Below are 23,624 nucleotides of genomic sequence, written 5' to 3'. Positions count from 1 at the left end.
GTGGTCGGTGACCGGCGCGACGACCCGTGGCCGGTGTCAGCGGTAGCCGGCGGCGGTGATGTTGGCCTGCACCGCGTTCTCGGTGGCGTCCGACGGGTAGCCGGCGACCATCGCCCCCTCGTAGAAGGTGCCGGCGCTGAGGTTCGCGCCGCCGTCGGGCTTGCAGCAGTCCCCGCCGCTGCCCAGGATGATCGCACCCTGCTTCTTCATCGGGCTGTAGCCCGGCGGCAGCGACCCGTCGTAGAGGGTGTAGAGGCTGCCGGACTGGGCGTTGCTGCCCTTGATGGCGAAGCGGGAGGTGCCGTTGTTCTTCAGGGTGGCGGTGACGAACTTGTGCGGGAACGCCCGCTGGTTGGGGTTCCAGGAGCTGCTGCCGCCGGGGAACAGCCCCCACTCCAGGTCGGCCTGCACCCACGGGCCGGAGCCGGAGCAGCCGCCGAACCAGCACTGGGTGCTGAAGTTGATCGCGTCCATCGCCCCGGCGGCGTCGGCCTTGCGGGTGGTCTCGCTGTTGCCGTAGTCGAAGCAGCAGCCGTTGTTGACGTGGGTGCCGCTGGTGACCATGTACATGCCCTCGGGGGCCGCGCCGGTCGGGATGCCGGTCAGGTGGCCGTCACGCCAGTAGCTGTTGCCCGGGTTGATGTAGAGCGAGTACGCCTTCGCGCCGCCGACGGTCAGCGACTCCGACGTCGCGACCGCCGGCCGGCTCTGCGGCGACCCGGGGACCACGCTGGAGCCCTGGTACCACAGGTCGTTGCCGCGACCGGACTGGTCGAACACGACGGTCACCACGCAGGTGGTGCCGGTGCAGAAAGCGTCCTGCGTGGCGGCGTTGGCGGTGCCGCCGGTGCCGGTCAGCCCGATGTTGCGGGTGGTGTTGTCCGAGGAGCGGCGGACCTGGTAGAGGTTGCCGGCGTAGGCGGCGTAGAGCGCCCGGGTGGTGCTGTGGGCGGCCACGCACGGGGTGCCACCGGCGGCGTAGAGGTCGCACGGCAGGGCGCCGGCGGGCGGGGGAGTGGTCGGCGGCGGGGTGGTCGGCGGGGTGGTGGTGGGCGGGGTGGTCGGCGAGGTCCACTGCTGGTTGGCCTGACCGTTGCAGGTCCACAGCAGGATCTTGGTGCCGTTGGCGGTGCCGTTGCCGTTGGCGTCCAGGCACAGGCCGGACTGCACGCCGACGATGGTGCCGTTGGCGTTGACGTTCCACTGCTGGTTGGTCTGGCCGTTGCAGTCCCAGATGATCGCCGCGGTGCCGGCGGTGGTGCCCCGGCCGGAGGCGTCCAGGCACTTGTTGCCGTAGACCGTGAGTTGCCTGTTGGTGGTCCAGGTCCAGGTCTGGTTGGCCCCGCCCTGGCAGTCCCACAGCTGGGTCTGGGTGCCGTTGGTGGTGCTGGAGTTGGGGACCTCGAGGCAGCGCCCGGAGGCGGTGCCGACGATCCGGGTGCTCTGTCCCGGCTCGATGGCGGCCATGGCCGCGGCGGCGGCCTCGGCGGCGGGGGAGGTGACACCGGGGGCGGCCCCGGCGATGACGAGGAGGCCGGCCAGCGCGCCGACCAGCAGGGTCAGCCGGTGTCGGCGGCGGGACCGGGGGACGGGACCGGTGACCGGTCCGTTCGGGGACGGGGTGCGCACGGGGCGGCTCCTTGGTGCGTCGACGGGGTGGGCCGGGTGGACCCGCCCTCGGGTGGTGGTGGCGAATCGGTTCGCCAGCCCTCCCAGGATCACCCAAGACAGTGACATAAATCAATTTGAAGGGGGTGTGTCCGGCCCCGGTCGCACGGGCCGGCGGTGTCACCGGCCCCAGAGCCGCCAGGTCTGGTTCAGCGGGCTGCTCTGGCTGACCGGCTTGCAGGTCCACTGCAGGATCCGCGCCCCGGCGGCGGTGGAGACCCCGTTGACGTCGACGCACTTGTTGCTGTGCCGGGCGACGAGCTGGTAGTCGTGCGGATCGTTGCCCCCGTAGGTCACCCGGCGCAGGGTGAACTGCTGGTTCGGGCCGTTCTGGCAGGTCCACTGGTCGACGGCCGCGCCGTCGGCGGTGGACGCCCCGCTGACGTCCAGGCACCTGCCGCTGTGCTGGTTGACCACCGTGTACGTGTCGGCCACCCCGGCGACCGGCCGGAAGTTCCACAACTGCTGGTCGCCGCCCTCGCAGGGGAACTGCTGCTGGGGGTTGCCGTCGGTGGTGGCCGAGCCGGTGTTGTCCAGGCACTGCTGGGAGTGCTGGGCCACCGCCACCGACGTGAAGCCGGTCTCCGTGGGCGGCAGCACGGTGACGGTGTACGTGTCGTTCGGGTTGCCGTACGGCAGGGTCACCGAGGCGGCGTTGTTGGTCAGCGTGACCACGGTGTTCGACACCGTGACCGGCCCCTGCACCGCACCGCCGTTGTTGTAGGGGATGCGCTGGGTGAGCACCCGCACCTGGTTGTTCTGCACGATGCCGCCGGTGGCGTCCAGCCGTTGCAGGTTGACCGTCAGGTTGCCGGTGGTCCGACCGCCCCCGACCAGCACCTTCGCCGCCCCGGTCGCCCGGGTGGCGAAGGCGTCGTAGGACTGGCTGGGGGTCACCGCGACGATCTGCCCGGTCTGCGCGGCGTAGTAGCGGTAGACCCACCACTCGCCCTTGGGCTGGTGCTGGCCGGCGGCATTGCGGACCAGCAGGTTGCCCAGGTCGTTGTGCAGGTTGCCGGCGCTGGCCCAGTTCGCCCGCAGGCCGTCCGCGCGGGCCCGCTCCAGCCGGGCGATGTACCAGGCGCCGTCCGCCGGGTTCTGCTCGTTGCTCGCGCCGTACTCGTTGATCTGGTAGGGCCGGGGGTGGGCGATACCGCGCGCGTCGAGGGTGGCGTTGGCGGCGGCGACGTTGGCGACCGGGTCGCCGGGCAGCGCGTGCCAGCTGACGATGTCCGGCACCGTGTTGGTGGAGCGGACGAAGTCCAGGTACTGGTTCCAGAACGCGTGGTTGGTCGACGGCACACAGGCGCAGCTCGGCCCGACGATGAGCTGGTCGGGGAACTCGGCGCGCAGCCGCTGGTAGGTGCGCCGCCACAGTTCGAGGTACTGGGAGATCGGGCGGTTCCAGAAGATGGTGATGTTGGGTTCGTTCCAGATGTCCCACTGCACCCGCAGCCCGGCCGCCCGGACGTCGCCGATGAGCCGGGTCAGGAAGGCGTCGTAGTCGGTCCAGTTGCCGTTGTCGCCGGGAAAGCGGGAGATCCCCGCGCCGTCCGCGCCCCACAGGTCGTGCGGCAGGATGACGAACTGGCCGCCCAGGGCGGCGGTGCGCCGGGCCTGGGCGAGCGTGGAGTTCCACCGGCGGTCGTAGTTTCCGCCGACCCAGCCGCTGCCGGGCAGTTGTGCGCCGCCGGCCCGCATGTACTGGAACCTGACGTCCCGGTAGAAGTGGTCGGCCGGGCCGCTGGCGTTCTCGGTCATGCCGTAGATCCAGCCGGAGGCCCGGTAGGTGGGGGTGCCGTCGGCGCTGGCGAAGTTGACGCTGATCGACTCGTCGGCGGCCCGGGCCGGGGTGGCGGCGACGGCGGTGGCGGCGATGGCGAGCAGGCCGACGGCGATCCGGGTGGTGATCGCGCGGGCTCGTCGTCCGGGCCGGCGGTGGGACGGGGTGTTCACGGCGGCTCCTTGTGGGGCGTGGGGACGCTCTCCGGGAGGGCTTCGCAGGCGAATCGATTCGCAAGGGATCGTACGGTCAGATGATGAAGGATGTCAATGTAATGACGGTCCGATGAAGGGGATGTTTCCACCGATGATCTGGGTTTCGGTCAGCCAGGCGCACCTGCTGGCCCGGATCAGCGGGGTCCTCCTTGACCCCCGGGCGCGGGCGGACCTATCTTCGTTCGAATCGATTCGAGGCGTCGGTCCCGCTCCGCCGCTGGTGGCCCGACGTGGCACCGTCGAAGGCTGACCACCCGAACCACGAAAGGGCGTCACCTGCCATGACCGACGTACCGTCCGGCCCGGAGTTCTCCCTCCAGGACGTCCCGTTCAGCTACCGCGGTTCCTGGTTCGACATCTCTCCGGTGGTGGCCGAGAAGACGTACGCCGACGACCTGCACCTGGTCTCCCACCAGAACGGCATGCACCCGGTGCTGCGCCTGGCCCCGCACGCCGACGCCACTGTCGTCGCCACCCCCGTGCTGCTCAGCTGGCACGCCGGCGACGACCGGATCGAGGTCGGCTACCAGGGGCCGGACACCCTCCGGCTGCGGGGCCGGGGGCTCGGCCTGCGGATCGCCGCGGCCGCGGGCACCCTCACCCCGTTCAGCGGCACCTACCTCTACCGTGACCCGGTCGACGGGTCGATCGTGTTCACCTCCTACGAGACGGGCCGCCGCTACCGGGTCACCGGGCTGTCCGCGCCGCTGCGCGACGTGGTGGGCGTCGAGGCGCTCGGCGTCGCCGACAGGTGGCTGGACCTCCCCGCCGACCGGCCCTGGGAGATCGCGGTCGAGGAGTACGCCACCGCCCGGCCCCCCTACCGGCCGGCCGGCACCTTCGACGAGCTGTGCCGCGAGCGCAGCGCCGAGTTCGCCGCCTTCGTCGACGCGGTCGCCCCCTGGCGCGACGCCGACACCCCCGCCGCCGAACTGGCCGCGTACGTGCTGTGGTCGGCCACCGTCGAGCCGGCCGGTTTCGTCACCCGGCCGGCCGTGTTGATGTCCAAGCACTGGATGGACAAGGTGTGGAGCTGGGACCACTGCTTCAACGCGATCGCCCTGGCCGCCGGCGAACCCGAGCTGGCCTGGCACCAGTTCCACCTGCCGTTCGACCACCAGGACGCCGCCGGCGCCCTGCCCGACTCGGTCACCCACTCCGAGGTGCTGCACAACTACGTCAAGCCACCCGTGCACGGCTGGGCCCTGGGCCAGCTGCGCCGTCGGCTGCCCACCCCGCCGGACCGGACGGCGCTGGCCCGGACGTACGACCGGCTGGCCCGGTGGACCCGGTTCTGGCTGGACGCCCGCCGCGCCCCCGGCCGCGACCTGCCCCACTACCAGCACGGCAACGACAGCGGCTGGGACAACGCCACCACCTTCGACGACGGCCGGGTCCTGGAGACCGCCGACCTCGCCGCGTTCCTGGTCGTCCAACTGCGCTGCCTGGCCGACCTCGCCACCGAGCTGGGCGAGCCCGCCGCCGGCTGGTCGGCCGAGGCCGACCGGGTCCGCACCGCGCTGCTGCGCGACCTGTGGGACGGCGAACGGTTCACCGCCCGCAGCCCGCACACCGGGCGACGCCGGGCCAGCCGCAGCCTGCTCGACCTGATGCCGGTCATCCTCGGCGACGACCTGCCGGCCCCGCTCACCGGTGCGCTGGCCCGGGGCGTCGCGGCCCACCTGACGGCCCACGGGCTGGCCACCGAGCCGACCGACTCGCCGCACTACCTCGCTGACGGCTACTGGCGGGGGCCGATCTGGGCCCCGTCCACCGTGCTGGTCGAGGACGGGCTGCGCCGGGCCGGGCACACCGCACTGGCCGACGAGGTCAGCCGGCGGTTCCTGGCCCTGTGCGAGAAGTCCGGGTTCGCCGAGAACTTCGACGCCGAGACCGGCGCGGGGCTGCGTGACCGGGCGTACACCTGGACGGCCAGCAGTTATCTCGTGCTCGCCGGCGCCCGGCAGGAGCGCCGGAACCCGCCGGGCGTCGGGTCGTGACCGCCGGACCGGCCCGGGTCAGCGGGTCCGGGGACCGGTGCTGGACCGCAGCGAGATGGGTGGGGCGTAGAGCCGGTGGCGGGGCGTGCCGCCGGGTGCGGCGATCAGCTCCAGCAGCAGCGTCACCGCCTCGGCCCCCATCTGGCGCATCGGCACGTCCGCTGCGGTCAGCGGCGGGTGGAAGTCCTCGGCCCAGTGCTGGGCGGCGACCCCGGTGACGGAGAAATCGCCAGGCACCGACAGACCGGCGGCGTCCAACGCCCGCCGGATCCCGGGCAACGCGGCCTCGTTGATCGTGGCCACCGCCGTGACCTGCGGATGGGTCGCCAACAGTTGCGTCACGCACGCCTCGCCCGAGGCGGTGTCGTCGCCGCAGCAGACGTCGACACCGGTCAGGTCCCGTTCGTCGACTGCCGCCCGGAAGCCGGCCAGGGCGCGGTGGCTCGGGCCGTAGCCCGCCGCGACCAGCTCGGCGGACCGGTTCACCAGGGCCACCTGCCGGTGCCCCAGGTCGGCCAAGTGGTGCACGCAGCGGGAGATCAACGCCGCGTAGTCGACGTCGATCCAGCTCATCCCATGCGGTTCGGCCGTCCGGCCGATCGTCACGAACGGCACGCCCGCCGTCGCCAGCCGGGTCACCCGGTCGTCGGTCAGTCGGATCTCCATCAGCACCACCCCGTCCACCCGCCGCCCGGTGACGATCCGCTCGAACGACCGGTCGTGGTCGCCGCCGGACGGGGACAGCAGCACGTCCAGGTCGTGCCGGGCGGCCGCCTCGACGACGCTGGCGACGAAGCCCAGCTGCATGTCGGTCAGGCGCTGGCTGGCCGGGGGGATGACCAGTCCGAGGGTGCGGGTGCGTCCCTCCTTCAACGCGCGGGCGCTGGCGTTCGGCCGGTAGCCCAGCTCGTCGATGACCGCCTGGATCCGCTGCCGGGTCGTCGCCGACACCGCCCGCTTCCCACTCAACACGTAGGACACGGTGCTGCGGGACACTCCGGCCCGCCGGGCGATCTCCCCGATGTTCATGCCCGCCCTCAACGCCGAATTCCGGCAGCGACGCGGGAATGCGCCGTGCTTCCCGTGGAGCATAACGGTTCCGCAATTCGACGCCGCACAGGAACAGTTCCGGCGCGGCCCGCAGCCAATCCGGCGATACCGATGTCCGTGGCCGCCGAGGTCAGCCGGCCGGTGCCGGTCGAAAGGCGGCGCATTATCCGGCGCGAAAAACTGACGTGAATGGTCTGACGTCTGACGCCGCACCGGTAGCGGGCGACAAATCGTCCGCACTCGACGGCAGTTCCCGGTCGGCCCGGTGACGTCACGAAAGGGTGACCACACCGGTGGCCGGACGCCGGTTCCGCCTGCCGTTCCGCATGGCTTCCATCGGCAGACGTCGGTGTAATAGGGACAGTCGGACGGCGGCGGTCCGGACCGACGACAGGCGGAGCCCGGGTGACGGTCGGCACCGGCAGACCGGCCGGTGTATCGAGATGTGGGACCCGCTACGTCGGTGTCGACACCCACGGCAGTGGTGCCGCGTACGCCCGGGCGTGCACCTACGACGGGTGCCAGACGTGGCGGCTCAATGGCCGGTGATCGGACCGGTGCGAAAAGTCACTGATCGATGCCTGGCGTCGCGGGTGGTGTTCTGTGAGGGTGTGCTCGGTGAAGCCGATACCGAGCGCACCCGAACGACCGAGCGCACCCGGAAGCCCGTCGCTGGGTGCTGTCCTGCGTGGCTGCCGCGTGGCGGCGGGCCTGTCGATCGAGGCGCTCGCCGAGCGGTGCGGGGTCAGCGCACGGGCGATCAGCGACATCGAACGCGACCGGGTCCGGCGTCCGCAACGGCGCACCCTGACCGTCCTGTTCGAGGTCCTCGCCGTGCCGGACGACGAGCGTCGCCGCCTGGTCGAGGCCACCTCCGTCCGGCCGGCCGTGCCCGATCCGCCGCGCTACTTCAGCGGCCGGGCGACGGAGCTGCGGGCGCTGGGCGACATCGCCCGCCGCCCGCCGGGTGACCGGCAGCAGGCCACCGTGGTCGTCGTCACCGGGCCGGCCGGGGTGGGCAAGACCAGCCTCGTGCTGCGGGTCACGGCCGACCTGGCCACGGAGTTCCCCGACGGCCGGTTCTTCGTCGACCTGCGCGGGATGGACGACGTCCCGACCACCCCCGGCGAGGCGCTGCACCGGTTGCTGCGGGCGCTCGGCGTGCCGGAACAGCGGATCCCCGCCGGCCGCGACGAGCGGGCGACGGCGTACCGGTCGGTGCTGTGCGAGCGCCGGGCCCTGGTGGTGTGGGACAACGCCGCCGACGAGGCGCAGGCCCGCCCGCTGCTGCCCGGGGCCGGACGCAGTCTCGTGCTGTTCACCAGCCGACGGCGACTCAGCGGTCTGGACCCCGCACAGTGGCTGTCCCTGGAGCCGCTGCCGGCCGAGGACTCCACCGCGATGCTGCGGGCCATCGCCGGGCCCGTCGCCGTCGACCCGGCCGAGCTCAGCGAGCTGGCCCGGCACTGCGGTCACATGCCCCTGGCGTTGCGTGTCACCGGGCAACGGCTGTCGGTCGAGCCGGGTCTGTCCGTCGCGGAACTGAACCGACGGTTCACCGGTGAGCAGGCCCGCCTGCGGGTGATCGACGCCGACGCCGCCGGCATCCACACCGCGCTGAGCCTGTCGTACCGGCGGCTCGGGGACGACCTGCGGCGGACCTTCCGGCGGTTGTCGCTGATGCCGGGTCCGGACTTCGGCCCGGACCCGGTCGCCGTGGTCACCGACGTCCCCGACGCGGACGCCGAGCAGCGGCTGGAAGCCCTGGTGGAAAGCGGTCTGGTGGCGGCCGTGCCGGCGGACCGCTACGGGCTGCACGACCTGGTACGCGCCTTCGCCGCCGACCGGCTGACGGCCGAGGAGCCGGACGCGGCCGGCCCGTTGCGGACGTCCTCGCTGCGCTGGTGGCTTTCCCGGACCACGGCGGCGGGGCGGCACTTCGAGCCGGACGGACCGCCGTCGCTGACGCAGTTCCGGGATCGCGGGGCGGCGACGGCGTGGCTCGACGCCGAACGGGGCAACTGGTTCGGGGCGTTGCGGTCGGCCGCCGCCGAGGGCCTGTACGGACCGGTGGTCGAGACCGTCGACGCGCTGCACTGGTTCTCCGACAGCCGGGTCCATCTCGACCTCTGGCCGGAGGTCTTCCGGTTGTCCGCCGAGTCCGCCGCCCGGCTGGGTGACCCCCGCACCGAGGCGGTCCATCTCAACTACCTGTCCTGGGCGCAGGCGATCTGCCAGCGCGAGTACGCCGGCAGCGTGACCACCGCCATGCGGGCCCTGGACCGGGCGGTCGACGCGGGCGACCTGGCCCAGCAGGGTTGGGCACTGCTCTACGCCGCCAGCGGCAACACCGGGTTGGGCGATCACGCGGCGGCGCTGCGGCAGCGGCAACAGGCATGGGTGCTGCTGCGCCGCGCCGGCGATCCGGAGGGTCTGCCGCAGGCGATGGCCTCGCTCGGCACCTCGCTGTTGTCGCTCGGCAGACCCACCGAGGCGCTGCGGGTGCACCAGCGGACGCGATGCCTGCTCCGCGACCCCCGCTATCCCATCGCGGCCTTCGCCCGGGCCGCCACCGACGCGTTGAACTGCCGACGGATCGCCGGTGATCTCGCCGCTCTCGACAGGTGGCCGGAGTGTGTCACCGCGCTGCGGGAGGCGGTCGCGCGGTTGCGGGCCAGCGCGATGCCGGCGTTCGAGGCACTGGTGTCGGTGGAACTGGTCGAGGCGCTGCGGCGCACGGGGGAGACCCGGGACGCCTCGGCGTACCTGCGGCGGGCGATCGAGCTGGCCGACGACTGTGACGATCCGGATCTGGCCGGCCGGGCCGCGACGCTGCTCGCCGAACTCGCCCCCGACGGCGTCGATCCGGGCGGTCAGGTGCCGGTGGCGACGCGGGCGAAGGCGCGTACCAGTGGGTGCGGCTCGTAGCGGTGTCCCCGGCCGGCGGTGACCCAGCCCCGTTCGGCCAGGTCGAGGAAGCCCGCCTCGGCGGGGACCGGGCCGGCCGGCCGGGTCAGCAGCCGGACGGCCCGACGGGCCCGGGCCGGCAGCCCCGCGTACGTGCGCTCGAACGCGTCGCGTACCGACAGGTCACCGGCGACCAGCGCGTCCAGGACCCGCTCCGGCCTGGCCAACCGGTCGACCAGCCACTGTGCGCTCCACTGCGGCCGGGTCAGCAGCCGGTTCGCGGTCACCCGCAGGGCCAGCGGCAGGCCGCCGCAGCCGGCGGCGAGCGCGGTGACCGCGGGTGCGGGCGCGGTGCCGTCCACCATCGTGTCGAGGGCGGCCCGCGCGTCGGCCGCCGGCAGGGGCGGCACCAGCCACCTGTCGGTCACCGCGAGGCCCGTCAGCGGGTGCCGGCCGGTGATCAGGGTGACACCGAGGGCGTCGGGCGGCAGCAGCGGCCCGACCTGGTGGTCGTCGCGCACGTCGTCCAGCACGACCAGGATCCGCCGGCGGCGCAGCAGGTCCCGGTACGCCCCGATGGCCACCGGGTCGGGCCCGTGCGAGGACGCGTCGGCAGGTGGCAGCAGCCGACGGGCGATCGTCGCGGCGGTGGCGTCCGCGACCGGCCCGAGGAAGCGCACCCCGTCGGGGAACCGCCAGGCGAGGTCGGTGGCGGCCTGCACCGCCAACGCCGTCTTGCCCGCCCCGGGCAGACCGATCAGCTGTACCGCGTGGCGGTGTTCCAGCCGTGCGGCCAGCCAGGCGAGGTCGTCGCGGCGGCCGGTGAAGTGTGTGGTCACCCCGGGCAGACCGGTGACCCCGGCGACCTGTCCGCCGGCCGAGCGGAGCTGGTCGGCGTCCACCCCGTCCAGGCCCAGCGCCGCGCCCAACGCCCGGAGGGTGCCCTGGTGCGGGCGGCGGATCCGGTGTCGTTCGATCCCGCCGATCGTCCGGGGGCTCACCCCGGAGCGGACGGCGAGTTCATCGATGGTCAGCCCGGCGGCGATCCGCAGTGACCGGAGCCGGTGAAGCTGTTCCTGCGTGTTGTCCCGCACCCCGTACCCCCGCGGTGACGTCTGTTGTCCGGTCCAGTAGACGTCGCCGGGGGGATACCTGGGGTGAGGGCATCGTCACACCTTGTTCCGGGGCTGGTGGGACGCGGGGCGGTGGTCGTCCGCCGTCCCGGCCTGCGGGAGGCGGGACGGCGGACGGGGTCGGTCAGGAGACGCCGACCCGCTGCCACTGCTGGTTGGCGGCGGTGCCGCAGGTGTACTGGATCACCCGGGCGCCGTCGGCGGTGGAGTAGCCGGTGACGTCCAGGCACCTGCCGCTGTGCCGGGCCACGAACTGGACGTACCCGGAGCCGGCGTCGCGGACCTGCCACTGCTGGTCGGTGCGCCCCGACTGGCAGCCGAACTGCTGCACCGGCGCGCTGTCGGTGGTGGATCCGCCGGCCACGGTGAGGCACTTGTCGCTGTGCCGGGCGACGATCTGGACGTACCCGGAGCCGGCGTCGCGCAGCTGCCACTGCTGGTTGGTGCCGTTGTTGCAGGCGTACTGGGCCACCGCGGCGGCGTCGGCGGTGGACCGGTCGAGCACGTCCAGGCACTTGCCGCTGTGCCGGGCGCGCAGCGTGTCGAAGGTGTAGCCGCCGTTGACCCCGGAGACCACGCCGGTGGCGGTGTCGATGGTGAGTTGCGGGTACCAGCTCATGGTCAGCGAGGTGGCGGTGGGGAAGTTCAGCGGCAGCCAGACGTAGCGGGACTGGTTGACCGGGCCGCCCGTCGCGCCGGCCCACCGGTCGCCGAGATAGAGGTACGAGGTGGCGGCGCTGCCCTGCACCGGCAGCACGTACGCCGACTGGGAGTCGTAGGTGGTGCCGTCGGCGAAGTTCGTCGGGTTGGTCCAGGTGCCGCCGACACTGCTCGCGGTGGCGTACCGGGCCTGGTTGGGTGACCAGCCGGTGGCGCCCGAGGTGACCAGGAAGTAGACCCCGTTGCGTTTGAACATGGCCGGGGCCTCCCGGTAGTTGTCCGGCCACAGGGTACGCACCAGTGACGCGACCCCGGTGTAGTCGGCGGTGAGGCGGTAGATGTTCAGGTCGGCGTTGTTGCGGGTGGCCGAGATCAGGTACGCGGTGCCGTCGTCGTCGCGGAACACCGTCTGGTCCCGCGAGTCGTGCCCCAGTGGCCGGAAGCTGCCCAGGTAGCGGTAGTTGCCGTCGACCGTGCTCGAGGTGGCCACCGCGACCCGGGCCTGGTTGTAGTCGACGCCGTTCTCCCAGTGCATCCAGAGCACGTACTGGCCGGTGCCGGCGTTGTAGATCACCTTCGGCCGTTCGATGTTGGCCGTCGCCAGCTCACCGGCGGAGGACTGGGTGAGCACGTTGTTGCGGAACTCCCAGGTGCGCAGGTCGGTGGAGCGGTAGACCGACACGTACCGGAAGGTGTTGTTGTCGTTGCGGTTCTCGCCGAACCAGTAGTAGTAGTCGCCCACCTTGATCATGCCGCCGCCGTGGGCGTGCACGCCGACGCCGTTGGTGTCGGTGAACTGCGTGCCGTTGACCACGGTGACGGGTGCGGCCCGTGCGGCGGGGGCGGTGAGGGTCAGCGGGGCGAGCACGGCCGCGCAGGCGGCGAGGGCGAGGACGATCCGGCGGAGGGTGGTGGGGTGGGGCGCGGCAGGCATGGGCCGCCTCCTCGTGCGGTGGACGCGGGGTGCCCGCGGGGACGCGCGGGACCCTTTCTCGACCCTCACGATAAGCGTTCGAGCGATAGATGCCCATACATCTATGGACTGCCGTCGGGATGCCACGGGTGGCCGGCGGTCGGGTGGTCGGGCACTCCCGGCGGGAGTGTCGCCCCGGAGGTCGCGTCGCCGCCCACTCGGCATTGGTCCGATTGGTGGCACGGGTGTGGATTGTCGGAACGCTGGGCGTTCGGCTGAGAGAAACAGCAGGTCAAAGCTGTGTTAACCGTCAAGTTACTGATTGGTAAGTCATTGACGGTGTGCGAGTCCCGGCTCTAGCGTTCCTTCCATTCGAACGGCGTACGGTCCACCCGAACGGTCTTCGGTCCGGTGGCGGTACGTCCAGACGGGAGGCCCGAGCATGGCCGACGGAACGTTGCAGACCCTCTTCACCCCAGTCCGCCTCGCCGCCGTCCCGCTGCGCAACCGGGTCTTCGTCCCCGGCCACACCACCAACTTCGGCCTGCACAACGAGCCCACCCCCCGGCTCGCGGCCTACCACGCCGAACGGGCCGCCGGCGGCGTCGGCCTGATCATCACCGAGGCCATCCGGGTGCACCCGACCAGCGCCGGCCGCAGCATCAGCCTCGGCAGCTTCACCGACGCCGGTATCCCCGCCTACCGGGCGGTCACCGAGGCCGTGCACCGGCACGGCGCGCGCATCTTCGCGCAGATCATGCACGCCGGCCGGCAGGCCAACGGCGACGCCACCCGTACCGCCGCCTGGTCCTCCTCCCCGGTGGCCTGGGCCACCGGGGCGCACGTCCCGCATGCCATGGGCCGCCACGACATCGCCGTGGTGGTCGCCGCGTTCGCCGCCGCCGCCGGGCGGATGCGGCGGGCCGACTTCGACGGTCTGGAACTGCACGCCGGCCACGGACACCTGCTCCAACAGTTCCTGTCACCGCACACCAATCGGCGCACCGACTCCTACGGCGGCAGCCTGGACCACCGGCTGCGGCTCACCCGCGAGGTGCTCGCCGCCGTGCTGGCCGCCACCGACCTGCCGGTCGGGCTGCGGGTCAGCGCCGACGAGTTCCTCCCCGGTGGCCTGGACCCCGACGCGGTGGTGGAGATCGTCGCCCGGCTGCGCGAGGACTTCCCGCTGGCCTACGTCCACGTGAGCCACTCCGCCTACCACGGCAGCTACTCCCTGGCCACCCAGATGGCCGACATGAGCTTCGGGCACGCCCCGTTCCGGCACCACGCCGCCCGGTTCAAGCGGGCCTTTCCGGATCTGCCCGTGCTGGCGGTCTGCCGGCTCGACAGCCTGCCCGAGGCGGCCGAACTGGTCGCGGCGGGGGAGGCGGACCTGGTCGGCCTGGCCCGCCCGCACATCGCCGACCCGCACCTGGTCCGCAAGGCGGCACAGGGCCGGCAGCACGAGAGCCGGGCCTGCCTGGCCTGCAACCAGGGCTGCATCGCCCGGGTCGAGGCCAGCCTGCCGATCACCTGTGTGGTCAACCCGGAGGTCGGCGCGGAACGGGAGTGGGCGGCGGCGTGGCGACGCCCGCAGCGGCCGGCACCGCCGCGCCGGGTGCTCGTTGTCGGCGGTGGGCCGGCCGGCCTGGCCGCGGCCACCGCCGCGCGACGGGCCGGCCACCGGGTCACCCTGGCCGAGGCGGGTGACACCCTCGGCGGGCAGGTCGGCCTCGCCACCCGGGTGCCCGGCCGGGAACGGCTCGGCCTGCTCACCCGGGACCTCGCCGCCGAGGCATACGCCACCGGCGTCGAGGTGCAGCTCGGCCGGCGGATCACCGCCGCGCAGGTGCGGGCCGGCGACTACCACGACGTAGTGCTGGCCACCGGGTCCCGCCCCCACCCCCGCCCGCTGCCGGACGGGCCGCCCGTGCGCGACCTCTGGCAGGCGGTCGCCGCCCTCGACGCGCCGACCACCGGCACCTACGTGGTGATCGACGAGGAGGGGAGCTGGGCCGCCTCCTCCGTCGCCGAGGCCCTCGCCCGGCGGGGCGGCCGGGTGCACCTGGTCTCCCCGACCGCCACCATCGCCGCCCGGATCACCACCTACTCACGACTGGCCCTGTTCGACCGCTTCGTGGAGCTCGGCGTGGTGCTCCATCCCCTGCGGACCGTCCACGCCACCGACCCGACCACCGTGGTCCTGACCGGGCCGCTCGCCGGCCCCGACATCGAGATCCACGAGGTGACGGCGGTCGTGGACGCCGGCCCGTCGGTCGCCGACGACAGCCTCTACCGCCAGTTGGACGCCGCATCCGACGGACCCCGGATCCATCTCGTCGGCGACGCCAACGCCCCCCGCACCACCCTGGAAGCGGTCTACGAGGGTCGGTTCGCCGGCGCCTTCGTCGGCCGCCACGACACCCCCGCCGCCGCCCAGGTGGCGCTCGCCTACTGACCCGGCGACGCCGCCCCCCCGGTCGACGCCGCCCCGAGTATCCCTCCCGATCCGGTTCCGCGCCCCGAGGAACCGGACGCGACAAAGGAGAACAGCCATGTTCGACGTCGAGGACCGCCTGACCCTGGACGAACGATCCACCGTGGACTTCGTCCTCGGCCTGCGCAAACGTTGGGCCGATACCGTCTACCCCGCGCTGGCCAGGGAGTACGCCGCCACCGGCGAACCGGCCACCAGCATCGACGAGGCCGGCCGGACGTTGCGCGAACTGCCGCTCTACCCCTGGTTCAGTCACCTTGAGCGGGTGCAGCAGAAGATGCTGTGGAAGGCGGCCGGCGACGCGGTGCTGGACCGGCGTGCGGAGCTGACCCGGCAACTGACCACCGTCCCGGCACAGCCGGCCGGCTCGCTCACCCTCGATCCCGACCTGCCGCTGCCGGACTGGTACACCGACTACGACATCCACATCCAGCCGGGCGGGTTCTTCTCCGACGACATGTCCGCCTACGTGTACGAGTTCGGCGCGCGGATCGTCATGCTGCGCGACAACGACGGCTACAAGTTCCACCAGCTGTTCACCCGGACCGCCCTGCCCGACGTGCCCGCCGCGACCCGGGTCGTCGACATCGGCTGCGGCTTCGGCAAGAGCACCCGGCCGCTGGTGGGCCGGTACCCGACCGCGCAGGTCATCGGCATCGACCTGGCCGCCCCCGGACTGCGCCTGGCACACGCCGAGGCGGAGGCCGCCGGCCTGCCCATCGACTACCGCCAGGGCGACGGCCGGGCCACCGACCTCGCCGACGCCTCCTGCGACGTGGTCACCGGCACGATGGTGCTGCACGAGATGCCGGCCACGGCCATCCGGGAGACGATCGAGGAGGCGGCCCGCCTGCTCAAGCCAGGCGGCGCGCTGCGCTTCCTGGAATTCCAGCTCACCGGCGACCCGCTGCGCGACGCCACCGTCTACGAGCACGCCGAGCGGAACAACGAGCCGTTCTTCCACGCCCTGTTCGGGTCCGACCTGGTCGCGATCTGCACCGAGGTCGGCCTCACCGACGCCGGCTGGACGCCGTTCGACGAACGCCGCAACGGCGTGCAGCCCGAGGGCTGGGGCGACCGGTCCGAGTGGCACTTCCCCTGGGCCGTACTGTCCGCGACCAAGCCGGAGGCGTGATGAGCACCGAGTTCGACTACTTCGGCGATCCCCGGCTCGGCAAGCTGCTCGACCTGGTGTTGCAACTCTCCACCGAAGTGCACGTCAGCCGGCAGCGGCTGCGGGTACTGGAGCAGCTGCTGGTCCGGCGGGACATGATCGGCGTCGGTGACGTCGATGGCTTCACCGCCGACGACGCCGAGCAACTCGTCCTGGACCAGGACCGCGACCTGCTACTGCACCGGCTGATGCGCATCCTCACCGAACAGGGCCCCGCCGAGCATCCGCTGCGGGACCAGTGGGAGGCGGCGCTGAACGGCAAGACCGGCTGATGGACGGCGATCCGGCCCGGCTGGTCGACCACTATCTGCAACTGTGCGAGGACCGTGAGCTGGGCCGGGCCGGTCGGCTGCTCGCACCGGAGGTCCGCATCGTCTTCCCCGGCGGCCGGGTCTACCGTGACCTCGACGAACTGGTTGCCGGCGCGACCGGCACCTACCGGTGGGTGCGCAAGCACCGCGACCGCTACCTGGTGGGCACCGACGGCGACGCCGTCTCGGTGCTCTCCCTGGGCCGGCTGTACGGACAGTGGCCCGACGGCACCGGCTTCGACGATATCCGTTACGCCGACGTGTTCGTGCTCCGCGACGGACTGATCGTCGAACAGCACGTCTACAACGACCTCGCCGACACCGTGGCGCGGCGGGACCTGTCCCGCTGATCCACCGACCCGGGTCCCCGTCTCCCGCCCGCCGTGGCGGCGTCGGTCCGACCCACCCACACCAGCACCGATCCGTCCCGGCCGCCGCCGCTGTGCGCGGCTGACCAGCCCTTTCACTGAACGAGGACGAGGTATCGACATGAAGCACAAGTGGGGTTTGCTGCCGGCGGCGCTGGTCGCCGCGGTGACGCTGGCCGGATGCGGGGGCTCCGGTGACGAGTCGGGCACCGAGGCGGGGGCACCGGCGAAGCTGACCTTCGCCATCGCCTCGGCGGTGATCGGCCCGAAGGAGGAGGTCGCCGTGTACGCGGTGGCCAAGGAGCTGGGCTACTTCGACGAGGAGAAGCTGACCGTCGAGACCATCAACACCGACGGCTCGGTCGCCGCGCTCCAGGCGGTCGCCTCCGGAAGTGGTGACCTGACCGCCGCCGACAGCGGTTCCATCCTTGGCGCGGTGCAGAAGAACGTCCCGGTCAAGGCGATCGGCGGCCTGGTGCAGAACTGGCCCTGGGTGATGGCGGTCAAACCGGATAGCACCCTAACCGGCGGCGCCGACCTCAAGGGCAAGAAGATCGGCGTGATCAGCCTGGCGTCCGGCTCCGCCCCGTACGCCCGGGCCTACGTCGCGGCGGCCGGCCTCGACCCGGCCAAGGACGTCGAGCTGCTGCCCGTCGGTGTCGGCGCGCAGGCCGCCGCCGCGCTCAAGGACGGCAAGGTCGACGTGCTGGCGCTCTACACCCAGGCGTACGCGGTGATCGAGAACTCCGGCACCACCCTCAAGTACCTCGACAACCCGGACGCCTTCGACGGCATCCGGTCGCTGAGCTTCGCCGTCGGCGCCCGCAAGCTCGACGACAACCGGGACGTCTACACCCGGTTCCTGCGTGCGGCGTACAAGGCGATGCTCTTCTCCGCGAAGAACCCGGAGGCCGCCATGCGGATCGGCTACAAGGTGTTCCCGCAGATCCTCGCGGGCAAGGACGCGGCGGCGCAGCTGCCCGCCGACACCAGGAGCCTCACCGCCTGGCTGAAGACCGCCACCCCGGCCTCCGGCAGCCCGGACCAGTTCGGCGACTGGGGCGTGATCAGCGACCAGGAGTGGACCAAGACCCAGGCGTACACCAAGGAGGCCGGCCAGATCACCGGTGACGTCCCGCTCGGCGACGTGTGGGAGCCGGGCCTTCTCTCCGGCGCGAACCAGTTCGACAAGGCCGCGGTGCTCGACAAGGCCGCCAACTACCCCGCGCAGTAGCGCGCGGCGGACGCGGAAGGGAACGCGATGGCCATCAAGGCGATGGGACGCCGGGAGCAGCAGCCGGCGACGGTGTCGGAGGACTCCTGGATCGAGGTTGCCGGCCTGGACAAGCAGTACCAGCCCCGCCGGTCGGCACCCACCCAGGCACTGCGCGACATCAACCTGACCGTCCGCCGCGGCGAGTTCATCTCGGTCGTCGGCCCGTCGGGTTGCGGCAAGACCACCCTACTCAAGATCCTGGCCGGGTTGAGCCCGAAGACCGGCGGCACGGTACGGATCGCCGGCACCGAGGTGGTCAGACCCCTCCGCGAGGTCGGGATGGTGTTCCAGGCGCCCACCCTGCTGCCCTGGCGCACCATCTTCGACAACGTCATGGTGCCGGCGGAGATCCAGAAGCTGGATCCCGTCCGGCACCGGCAACGCGCCCAGCAGCTGCTGGAGATGGTGGGCCTGACCGGATTCGAGCGGAAGCACCCGCACGAACTCAGCGGCGGCATGCAGCAGCGGGCCGGCATCTGCCGGGCGCTGGTGCACGACCCGGCGGTGCTGCTGATGGACGAGCCGTTCGGCGCGCTCGACGCGATGACCCGCGAATACATGAACGTCGAGCTGCTGCGCATCTGGCGGGAGAGCAACCAGACGGTGGTGCTGGTGACGCACTCGATCCCTGAGGCGGTCTTCCTCTCCGACCGGGTCGTCGTGCTCAGCTCCCGCCCGGGGCGCATCGCCGAGGTGCTGCCCATCGACCTGGACCGCCCGCGCGACCTGGGCGTGATGTCCTCCGACCGGGCCGGGGTCTACGTGGACCGGATCCGCCGCCACTTCCACGCCGCCGGCGTGATCGACTGACGAGGTGCCGCCATGGCAACGACAGATGTGCGCGACAAGCCGTCCCCCGGCGCACCGCCGGGCCCGCCGCCGGCCCGGCGGCGGTTCGACCTGCGGGACCGTCCCCAGCTGTGGCTCGTCCCGACGGTCTTCGTCGTGGTCCTGCTCGCCTGGGAGTACGGCACCCAACTGCTCGACGTCGACGAGTACGTGCTGCCCCGCCCCTCCCAGATCGCCGAGGCGCTGCACCGACAGCTCACCGACGACCAGTTCTGGGGGCACTTCTGGGTGACCACCCAGGAGTCGCTGCTCGGCTTCGCCATCGGCGTCGGCGCGGCGGTCCTGCTCGGCACCTTCATCTCCCAGATCAAGGTCGTCGAGGCCACGCTGATGCCGTACATCGTGGCGTTCCAGACCGTGCCGAAGGTCGCCCTCGCCCCGCTGTTCGTGCTCTGGTTCGGCTTCGGCCTGACCAGCAAGGTGGTGATGGCGGCGGTGATCTCGTTCTTCCCGATGCTGGTCAACGTCATCGAGGGGTTGCGGGCCGCCGACGCCGACCGGATCCAGATGCTCACCGTGTTCGGCGCGAGCCGGGCGCAGATCTTCCGGATGGTCCGGCTGCCCAGCGCGCTGCCGTTCATCTTCGCCGGCCTCGACATCGGCATAGTCTTCGCCATCCTCGGCGCCGTCGTCGGTGAGTTCATCGGCGCCAAGGAGGGCCTGGGCTACCTGCTGTTGCAGACCAACTACAACTTCGACATCGCCGGCATGTTCGCCGTGCTGGTGGTGCTGTCGCTGATGGGCCTGGTGGCGCACTTCGTCATCCGGCTGCTGCAACGACGGCTCGCGTTCTGGGCCGAGGACACCAAGGTGATCGGGGCATGAGCATCTCGAATGACGACCCGAACCGTTTCGACGGCCGGGTGGCGCTCGTCACCGGGGCGGCCCGGGGCATCGGTGCGACGATCGCCGCCACCCTGGCCGCCCGGGGTGCCACCGTGGCCCACGCCGACCTCGTCGACACCCCCGCCCCCGAAGACCCGCATAGCCGGCACCGGGTGGACGTCCGGTCGGGCCGGTCCTGCGCCGACCTGGTGGCCGCTGTCGTCGACCGGTACGGCCGGCTCGACCTCCTGGTCAACAACGCCGGGGTGGTCCGGCGGGGACCGGCGGCGACGATGACCGAGCACGACTTCATCACCGTGCTCGACGTCAACCTCACCGGCACCTTCCGGATGTGCCAGGCGGCGTACCCCGCACTGCGCGCCAGCCACGGCTCGGTGGTGAACATCGGCTCCACCAACGGCCACATCGCGGTGCTCGACACCGTCGGCTACTGCGTCAGCAAGGCCGGTGTGCTGCACCTGAGCCGGGTGCTGGCCCTGGAGTGGGCACCCGACCGGATCAGGGTCAACGCGGTCGGCCCCACCATCGTGCCCACCGCGATGACCGCCGACGTGCGCGGTGACGCCGGCTACCTCGCCGACAAGCTGGCCACCATCCCGCTGGGCCGGATGGCGGAACCCGCCGACGTCGCCAACGCGGTCGCCTACCTGCTCAGCGACGCCGCCGCCATGGTCACCGGTCAGACGGTCTTCGTCGACGGCGGCGTCACCATCCACTGAACCACCCGCGGGAGGAACCCATGGCACACCCCGACACCGCAGCCGCGCTCGCGGCGGTGGACGCCCACTTCGACGAGTTCGTGACCGAACTCCAGCAGCTCTGCCGGATCCGTAGCCGTCGGCAGGAGCCGGACCAGATGGTCGCCACGGCGGAGTTCATCGCCGACTCGGTGCGCCGCTGGGGCGGACACGCCGACCTCGTCGACTGGGAGCACTCGTACCCGTACGTGCTGGCCGAGATGCCCGGTGACGGGGACCGGGCGCTGCTGCACTTCACCCACTACGACGTCGAGGTCGAGCCGGCCGGTGACGACGCCGACTGGATCAGCCCGCCGTATGCCGCCGAGATCCACGACGGCCGGGTGTACGCCCGGGGGGTGGCCGACGACAAGGGTGCGCTGATGTCCCGGATCCACGCGGTGGCCGCCTGGCGGCTGGCCGGCCTGCCCGCCCCGGTCACCAGCCGGTTCATCTTCGAGGGCAAGAAGTGGCTGCACAGCCCCGGGCTGGACTCGTTCGTCGAGGCCCACGCCGACCGGCTGGTCAGCGACGGCGCGCTGTGGGAGAACTCGTGGGTGGACGGGCGGGACCGCCCGCTGCTCAAACTGGCCGAGAAGGGCGTGCTCTACCTGCGGCTCACCGCCCGTACCCTGCCCCGCGACCTGACCAGCCAGAACACCGCTCTGCTCCCGGCGGCGACCGCCCGGCTGGCTGCCGCTCTGGCCCAGTTGCAACGCCCCGACGGCACGGTCACCGTTCCGGGCTTCGCCGACGACGTCCGCCCGCTGACCGACCGGGAGCGGGAACTGCTCGCCGAGGTGGAGTTCGACGGCGACTTCCTGCGCCGACGGGCCGGTGTCACCACCTTCACCGGTGGTCTCGACGACCGGCAGGCGGCGGTGGCGATCCGTACCGTTCCCACCCTCACCGTCGCCGGGATCTCTGGCGGTGATATGCGCGACGACGTCACCCTGGGCATCCCGTCGACCGCGACGGCGAAGGTGGAGATCCGGCTCGTCCCCGGCCAGGACCCGCAACGGGTGCTGACCGCCGTGCGTGAGCACCTCGTCGCCACCGGCTTCGGCGACCTGGAGGTCGAGGTGATGGCGACCAGCCGGCCGAACATGACCGACCACCGGGACCCGTTCGTGGCCCTGGTCGCCGACGCGGCCCGGCGGGTCTACCGGACCGAGCCGGTGGTCGAGCCGTACACCCAGTGGATCGGCAACCAGGGCACCCTGGCCGACCGGCCCATCGTCGGCGTCGGCGTGTCCCGGGCCGATTCCGGCGTGGACGGGCCGAACGAGAACATCCGGCTCGACGACTACCGCTCCGGCATCAAGCACGTCATCGAGGTCATGGCCGCCCTGGCGGTGACCCGGTGAGCCGGGTCCGCGGCACGGCCCACCGGGGCTACGTCGACCTGCCCTGGGGCCAGGTCCACTACCGTGAGGCCGGTACGCCCGACCGGCCGACCCTGCTGATCGTGCACCAGTCACCGTTGTCGTCGGCCACCTACGACGCGGCGCTCGCCCCGCTGGCCGCCTGCGGCCTGCACGTCGTCGCCGTGGACACCCCCGGCTTCGGGATGTCCGACCCGCCACCGCACCCGTGGACGATCCCCGAGTACGCCACCGCGCTGTGGCAGACCGCCGACGCGCTCGGGCTGGACCGGGTGCACCTGCTCGGGCAGCACACCGGCGCGACCATCGGCGCCGAGGCGGCGCTGCGGGCACCGCATCGGGTCGGTCGACTGATCCTGCAGGGCCTGCCGCTCTACGACCCGGCCGAGCGGGCCGAGAAGAAGGCGACCTACGCCCCCGGCTACCGGCCGGGTCGGGACGGGTCACACCTGCTGGTGATCTGGAACCGGGTGTACGGCCTCTATCCCCGACTCACCCCCGACGAGGCGGACCGGCAGGTCGCCGAGTACCTGATGACCGGGCCGGACTACGCCACCGGCTACCGGGCGGTCTTCGACCACACCCTGGACACCGCCGCCCTGGCAGCGGTGCCTACCGTGCTCCTGCACGGGGCCGACGACCTGGTCGACCGGATGACCCCGGCGGTGCGCGCCGCCCTGCCGCACGCGCCGCTGGTCACCATCCCCGGGGGCACCGACTTCGTCGCCGACGAGCAGCCCGAGGCGTTCGCCACCGCGGTCGCCGCGCAGCTCGGCGTCGCGGCGGTGACCCCGTGACCGCCCGGCGGGGTCCGTGCCCGCACGCCCGTCGGGGCGGCACACCGGCGACGGTACGGGTCGATGGTCGGCGCTGACCGGTCCCCGACCGCCGTGGCGGCCCGGCCGTCGGCGACCCCGGGCCACGCCGGTGACCCCGCGGCGACGGCCGCCGGGCTCGCGGCGGTCTACCTGCTGTGGGGGTCCACCTACCTCGGCAACCGGATCGCCCTGGAGAGCCTGCCCCCCATGGTGTCCACCGCGGGCCGCTTCCTGGCCGCCGGTGCGCTGGTGTGCGCGGTGGTGGCGGTACGGCGTGGCCCGGGTGGGCTGCGGCTGCCCCGGGCCCAGTGGCCGGGGGTGGTCGCCGGGGGAGTCCTGATGGTCGGCGCGGGCAGCGCCCTGCTCGCCGTCGGGCAGCAGTACGTCGCGTCGGGCCTGGCCTCCCTACTTGTCGCCGCCATGCCGCTGTGGGTGCTGCTGATCCGGTTCGGCTCCGGCCAGCGCCCCCGGCCGGCCGCCGTGGCCGGCGTCCTCGGTGGCCTGGCCGGGCTGGCGTTGCTGCTGGTCGTCCCCGACCAGGGCCTGCACCTGGGGGGTGCGGCCACGATCGTCGCGTCCACGATGGTCTGGGCGCTCGGTTCGACCCTGACCCAGCGGCTGGCCGCGCCGGCGGACCTCCTGACCGGCACCGGCTGGCAGATGCTGGTCGGTGGGGCCGCCGTGGCGGTCGCCGCCCTGGTCGCCGGGGAGTGGCACGGGCTGCGTCCCGCCGAGGTGACCACCCGGTCCGGGCTGGCCTGGCTGTACCTGATGCTGGTCAGCACCGTCGTCGGGTTCACCGTCTACACCTGGCTGCTGCGCCGCGCCCCGCTGCAACTGGTCGCCACGTACGCCTACGTGAATCCGGTGATCGCGGTCCTGCTCGGCATGGTGGTGCTCGACGAACGGCTGACCGGTCGGCAGGTGCTCGCGGGCGTCGTCGTGCTCGCCTCGGTGGCCCTCGTGGTGGCGGTGGAGCGACATCGACAGTTGCGAGGATTGCCGGCGGGCACCCCCGCGACGCCACCGTGAGT

General features: G+C 72.4%; 18 protein-coding genes. 13 read left to right on the top strand and 5 right to left on the bottom strand.

All coding sequences use genetic code 11. From position 1 onward, the window contains the following. Positions 1–36 precede the first annotated feature (36 nt). Positions 37–1,629 (bottom strand): arabinofuranosidase catalytic domain-containing protein, encoded by a 1,593-nt coding sequence (locus tag JQN84_RS20180; protein ID WP_204959999.1) that lies wholly within the window; start codon positions 1,627–1,629, stop codon positions 37–39. Between the two features lie 159 nt (positions 1,630–1,788). After that, positions 1,789–3,624 (bottom strand): RICIN domain-containing protein, encoded by a 1,836-nt coding sequence (locus JQN84_RS20175; protein ID WP_204959998.1) that lies wholly within the window; start codon positions 3,622–3,624, stop codon positions 1,789–1,791. A gap of 323 nt (positions 3,625–3,947) precedes the next feature. Between JQN84_RS20175 and JQN84_RS20170 the strand changes: the two genes are divergently transcribed. Further along, entirely contained in the window at positions 3,948–5,666 is a 1,719-nt protein-coding gene (locus JQN84_RS20170; RefSeq protein WP_204959997.1) for an amylo-alpha-1,6-glucosidase, read from the top strand. 18 nt (positions 5,667–5,684) lie between these two features. Here the strand turns inward: JQN84_RS20170 and JQN84_RS20165 are convergent, their stop codons facing one another. Then, positions 5,685–6,695 carry a LacI family DNA-binding transcriptional regulator gene (locus tag JQN84_RS20165; RefSeq protein ID WP_204959995.1) on the bottom strand — a complete coding sequence of 337 codons (1,011 nt, stop codon included), beginning with the start codon at positions 6,693–6,695 and terminating at the stop codon, positions 5,685–5,687. Between the two features lie 624 nt (positions 6,696–7,319). On the opposite strand from JQN84_RS20165, the gene JQN84_RS20160 reads away from it, so the two are divergent. After that, positions 7,320–9,644: an ATP-binding protein gene (locus tag JQN84_RS20160; protein ID WP_307821349.1), complete on the top strand. Its 2,325-nt coding sequence runs from the start codon at positions 7,320–7,322 to the stop codon at positions 9,642–9,644. On the opposite strand, the gene JQN84_RS20155 is transcribed toward JQN84_RS20160, so the two are convergent. After that, positions 9,590–10,717: a helix-turn-helix domain-containing protein gene (locus JQN84_RS20155; RefSeq protein ID WP_204959991.1), complete on the bottom strand. Its 1,128-nt coding sequence runs from the start codon at positions 10,715–10,717 to the stop codon at positions 9,590–9,592. The two genes, JQN84_RS20160 and JQN84_RS20155, sit on opposite strands and share 55 nt — an antisense overlap. Positions 10,718–10,880: 163 nt before the next feature. Beyond that, positions 10,881–12,350 carry an RICIN domain-containing protein gene (locus tag JQN84_RS20150; RefSeq protein WP_204959989.1) on the bottom strand — a complete coding sequence of 490 codons (1,470 nt, stop codon included), beginning with the start codon at positions 12,348–12,350 and terminating at the stop codon, positions 10,881–10,883. Positions 12,351–12,771: 421 nt separating this feature from the next. On the opposite strand from JQN84_RS20150, the gene JQN84_RS20145 reads away from it, so the two are divergent. From JQN84_RS20145 to JQN84_RS20095, 11 genes are all read left to right on the top strand, one after another. Further along, positions 12,772–14,787, top strand: a complete 2,016-nt coding sequence (locus JQN84_RS20145) for an oxidoreductase (RefSeq protein WP_204959987.1) — start codon at positions 12,772–12,774, stop codon at positions 14,785–14,787. Between the two features lie 97 nt (positions 14,788–14,884). Next, positions 14,885–15,961 (top strand): class I SAM-dependent methyltransferase, encoded by a 1,077-nt coding sequence (locus JQN84_RS20140; RefSeq protein ID WP_204959984.1) that lies wholly within the window; start codon positions 14,885–14,887, stop codon positions 15,959–15,961. Next, positions 15,961–16,272 (top strand): hypothetical protein, encoded by a 312-nt coding sequence (locus JQN84_RS20135; protein WP_204959982.1) that lies wholly within the window; start codon positions 15,961–15,963, stop codon positions 16,270–16,272. Before JQN84_RS20140 ends, JQN84_RS20135 begins: the two co-directional genes overlap by 1 nt. Continuing rightward, on the top strand, positions 16,272–16,661 hold the full coding sequence (locus JQN84_RS20130) for a nuclear transport factor 2 family protein (RefSeq protein WP_204959980.1): 390 nt from the start codon (positions 16,272–16,274) through the stop codon (positions 16,659–16,661). Before JQN84_RS20135 ends, JQN84_RS20130 begins: the two co-directional genes overlap by 1 nt. Before the next feature lie 139 nt (positions 16,662–16,800). Further along, positions 16,801–17,913, top strand: coding sequence for an ABC transporter substrate-binding protein (locus tag JQN84_RS20125; RefSeq protein WP_204959978.1), 1,113 nt, complete (start codon positions 16,801–16,803; stop codon positions 17,911–17,913). A gap of 27 nt (positions 17,914–17,940) precedes the next feature. Continuing rightward, on the top strand, positions 17,941–18,765 hold the full coding sequence (locus JQN84_RS20120; protein WP_204959975.1) for an ABC transporter ATP-binding protein: 825 nt from the start codon (positions 17,941–17,943) through the stop codon (positions 18,763–18,765). Between the two features lie 12 nt (positions 18,766–18,777). Continuing rightward, positions 18,778–19,629: an ABC transporter permease gene (locus JQN84_RS20115; protein WP_204959973.1), complete on the top strand. Its 852-nt coding sequence runs from the start codon at positions 18,778–18,780 to the stop codon at positions 19,627–19,629. Further along, the gene (locus JQN84_RS20110) at positions 19,626–20,369 is read left to right on the top strand and encodes an SDR family NAD(P)-dependent oxidoreductase (protein ID WP_204959971.1); all 744 of its coding nucleotides are present in this window, start codon (positions 19,626–19,628) and stop codon (positions 20,367–20,369) included. Before JQN84_RS20115 ends, JQN84_RS20110 begins: the two co-directional genes overlap by 4 nt. A gap of 20 nt (positions 20,370–20,389) precedes the next feature. Further along, positions 20,390–21,754: a M20/M25/M40 family metallo-hydrolase gene (locus JQN84_RS20105; RefSeq protein ID WP_204959969.1), complete on the top strand. Its 1,365-nt coding sequence runs from the start codon at positions 20,390–20,392 to the stop codon at positions 21,752–21,754. After that, a complete protein-coding gene (locus JQN84_RS20100; protein WP_204959967.1) occupies positions 21,751–22,569 on the top strand; it encodes an alpha/beta fold hydrolase in 819 nt (272 codons plus the stop codon). The genes JQN84_RS20105 and JQN84_RS20100 overlap by 4 nt, the downstream gene beginning before the upstream one ends. A gap of 63 nt (positions 22,570–22,632) precedes the next feature. Continuing rightward, positions 22,633–23,622, top strand: a complete 990-nt coding sequence (locus JQN84_RS20095) for an EamA family transporter (RefSeq protein ID WP_204959964.1) — start codon at positions 22,633–22,635, stop codon at positions 23,620–23,622. The last annotated feature ends 2 nt before the right edge of the window (positions 23,623–23,624 follow it).

This window comes from Micromonospora humidisoli, assembly GCF_016900955.1.
Taxonomy (GTDB): domain Bacteria; phylum Actinomycetota; class Actinomycetes; order Mycobacteriales; family Micromonosporaceae; genus Micromonospora; species Micromonospora wenchangensis.
Note: the sequence above shows the minus strand (reverse complement) of the source record. Positions and strands in the feature narration are given on the sequence as shown.

Coding starts and splice junctions, on each gene's coding strand:
- JQN84_RS20170 (WP_204959997.1), top strand. CDS start 3,948: ATGACCGACGTACCGTCCGGCCCGGAGTTCTCCCTCCAGGACGTCCCG.
- JQN84_RS20165 (WP_204959995.1), bottom strand. CDS start 6,695: ATGAACATCGGGGAGATCGCCCGGCGGGCCGGAGTGTCCCGCAGCACC.
- JQN84_RS20150 (WP_204959989.1), bottom strand. CDS start 12,350: ATGCCTGCCGCGCCCCACCCCACCACCCTCCGCCGGATCGTCCTCGCC.
- JQN84_RS20145 (WP_204959987.1), top strand. CDS start 12,772: ATGGCCGACGGAACGTTGCAGACCCTCTTCACCCCAGTCCGCCTCGCC.
- JQN84_RS20140 (WP_204959984.1), top strand. CDS start 14,885: ATGTTCGACGTCGAGGACCGCCTGACCCTGGACGAACGATCCACCGTG.
- JQN84_RS20135 (WP_204959982.1), top strand. CDS start 15,961: ATGAGCACCGAGTTCGACTACTTCGGCGATCCCCGGCTCGGCAAGCTG.
- JQN84_RS20130 (WP_204959980.1), top strand. CDS start 16,272: ATGGACGGCGATCCGGCCCGGCTGGTCGACCACTATCTGCAACTGTGC.
- JQN84_RS20125 (WP_204959978.1), top strand. CDS start 16,801: ATGAAGCACAAGTGGGGTTTGCTGCCGGCGGCGCTGGTCGCCGCGGTG.
- JQN84_RS20120 (WP_204959975.1), top strand. CDS start 17,941: ATGGCCATCAAGGCGATGGGACGCCGGGAGCAGCAGCCGGCGACGGTG.
- JQN84_RS20115 (WP_204959973.1), top strand. CDS start 18,778: ATGGCAACGACAGATGTGCGCGACAAGCCGTCCCCCGGCGCACCGCCG.
- JQN84_RS20110 (WP_204959971.1), top strand. CDS start 19,626: ATGAGCATCTCGAATGACGACCCGAACCGTTTCGACGGCCGGGTGGCG.
- JQN84_RS20105 (WP_204959969.1), top strand. CDS start 20,390: ATGGCACACCCCGACACCGCAGCCGCGCTCGCGGCGGTGGACGCCCAC.
- JQN84_RS20095 (WP_204959964.1), top strand. CDS start 22,633: ATGGTCGGCGCTGACCGGTCCCCGACCGCCGTGGCGGCCCGGCCGTCG.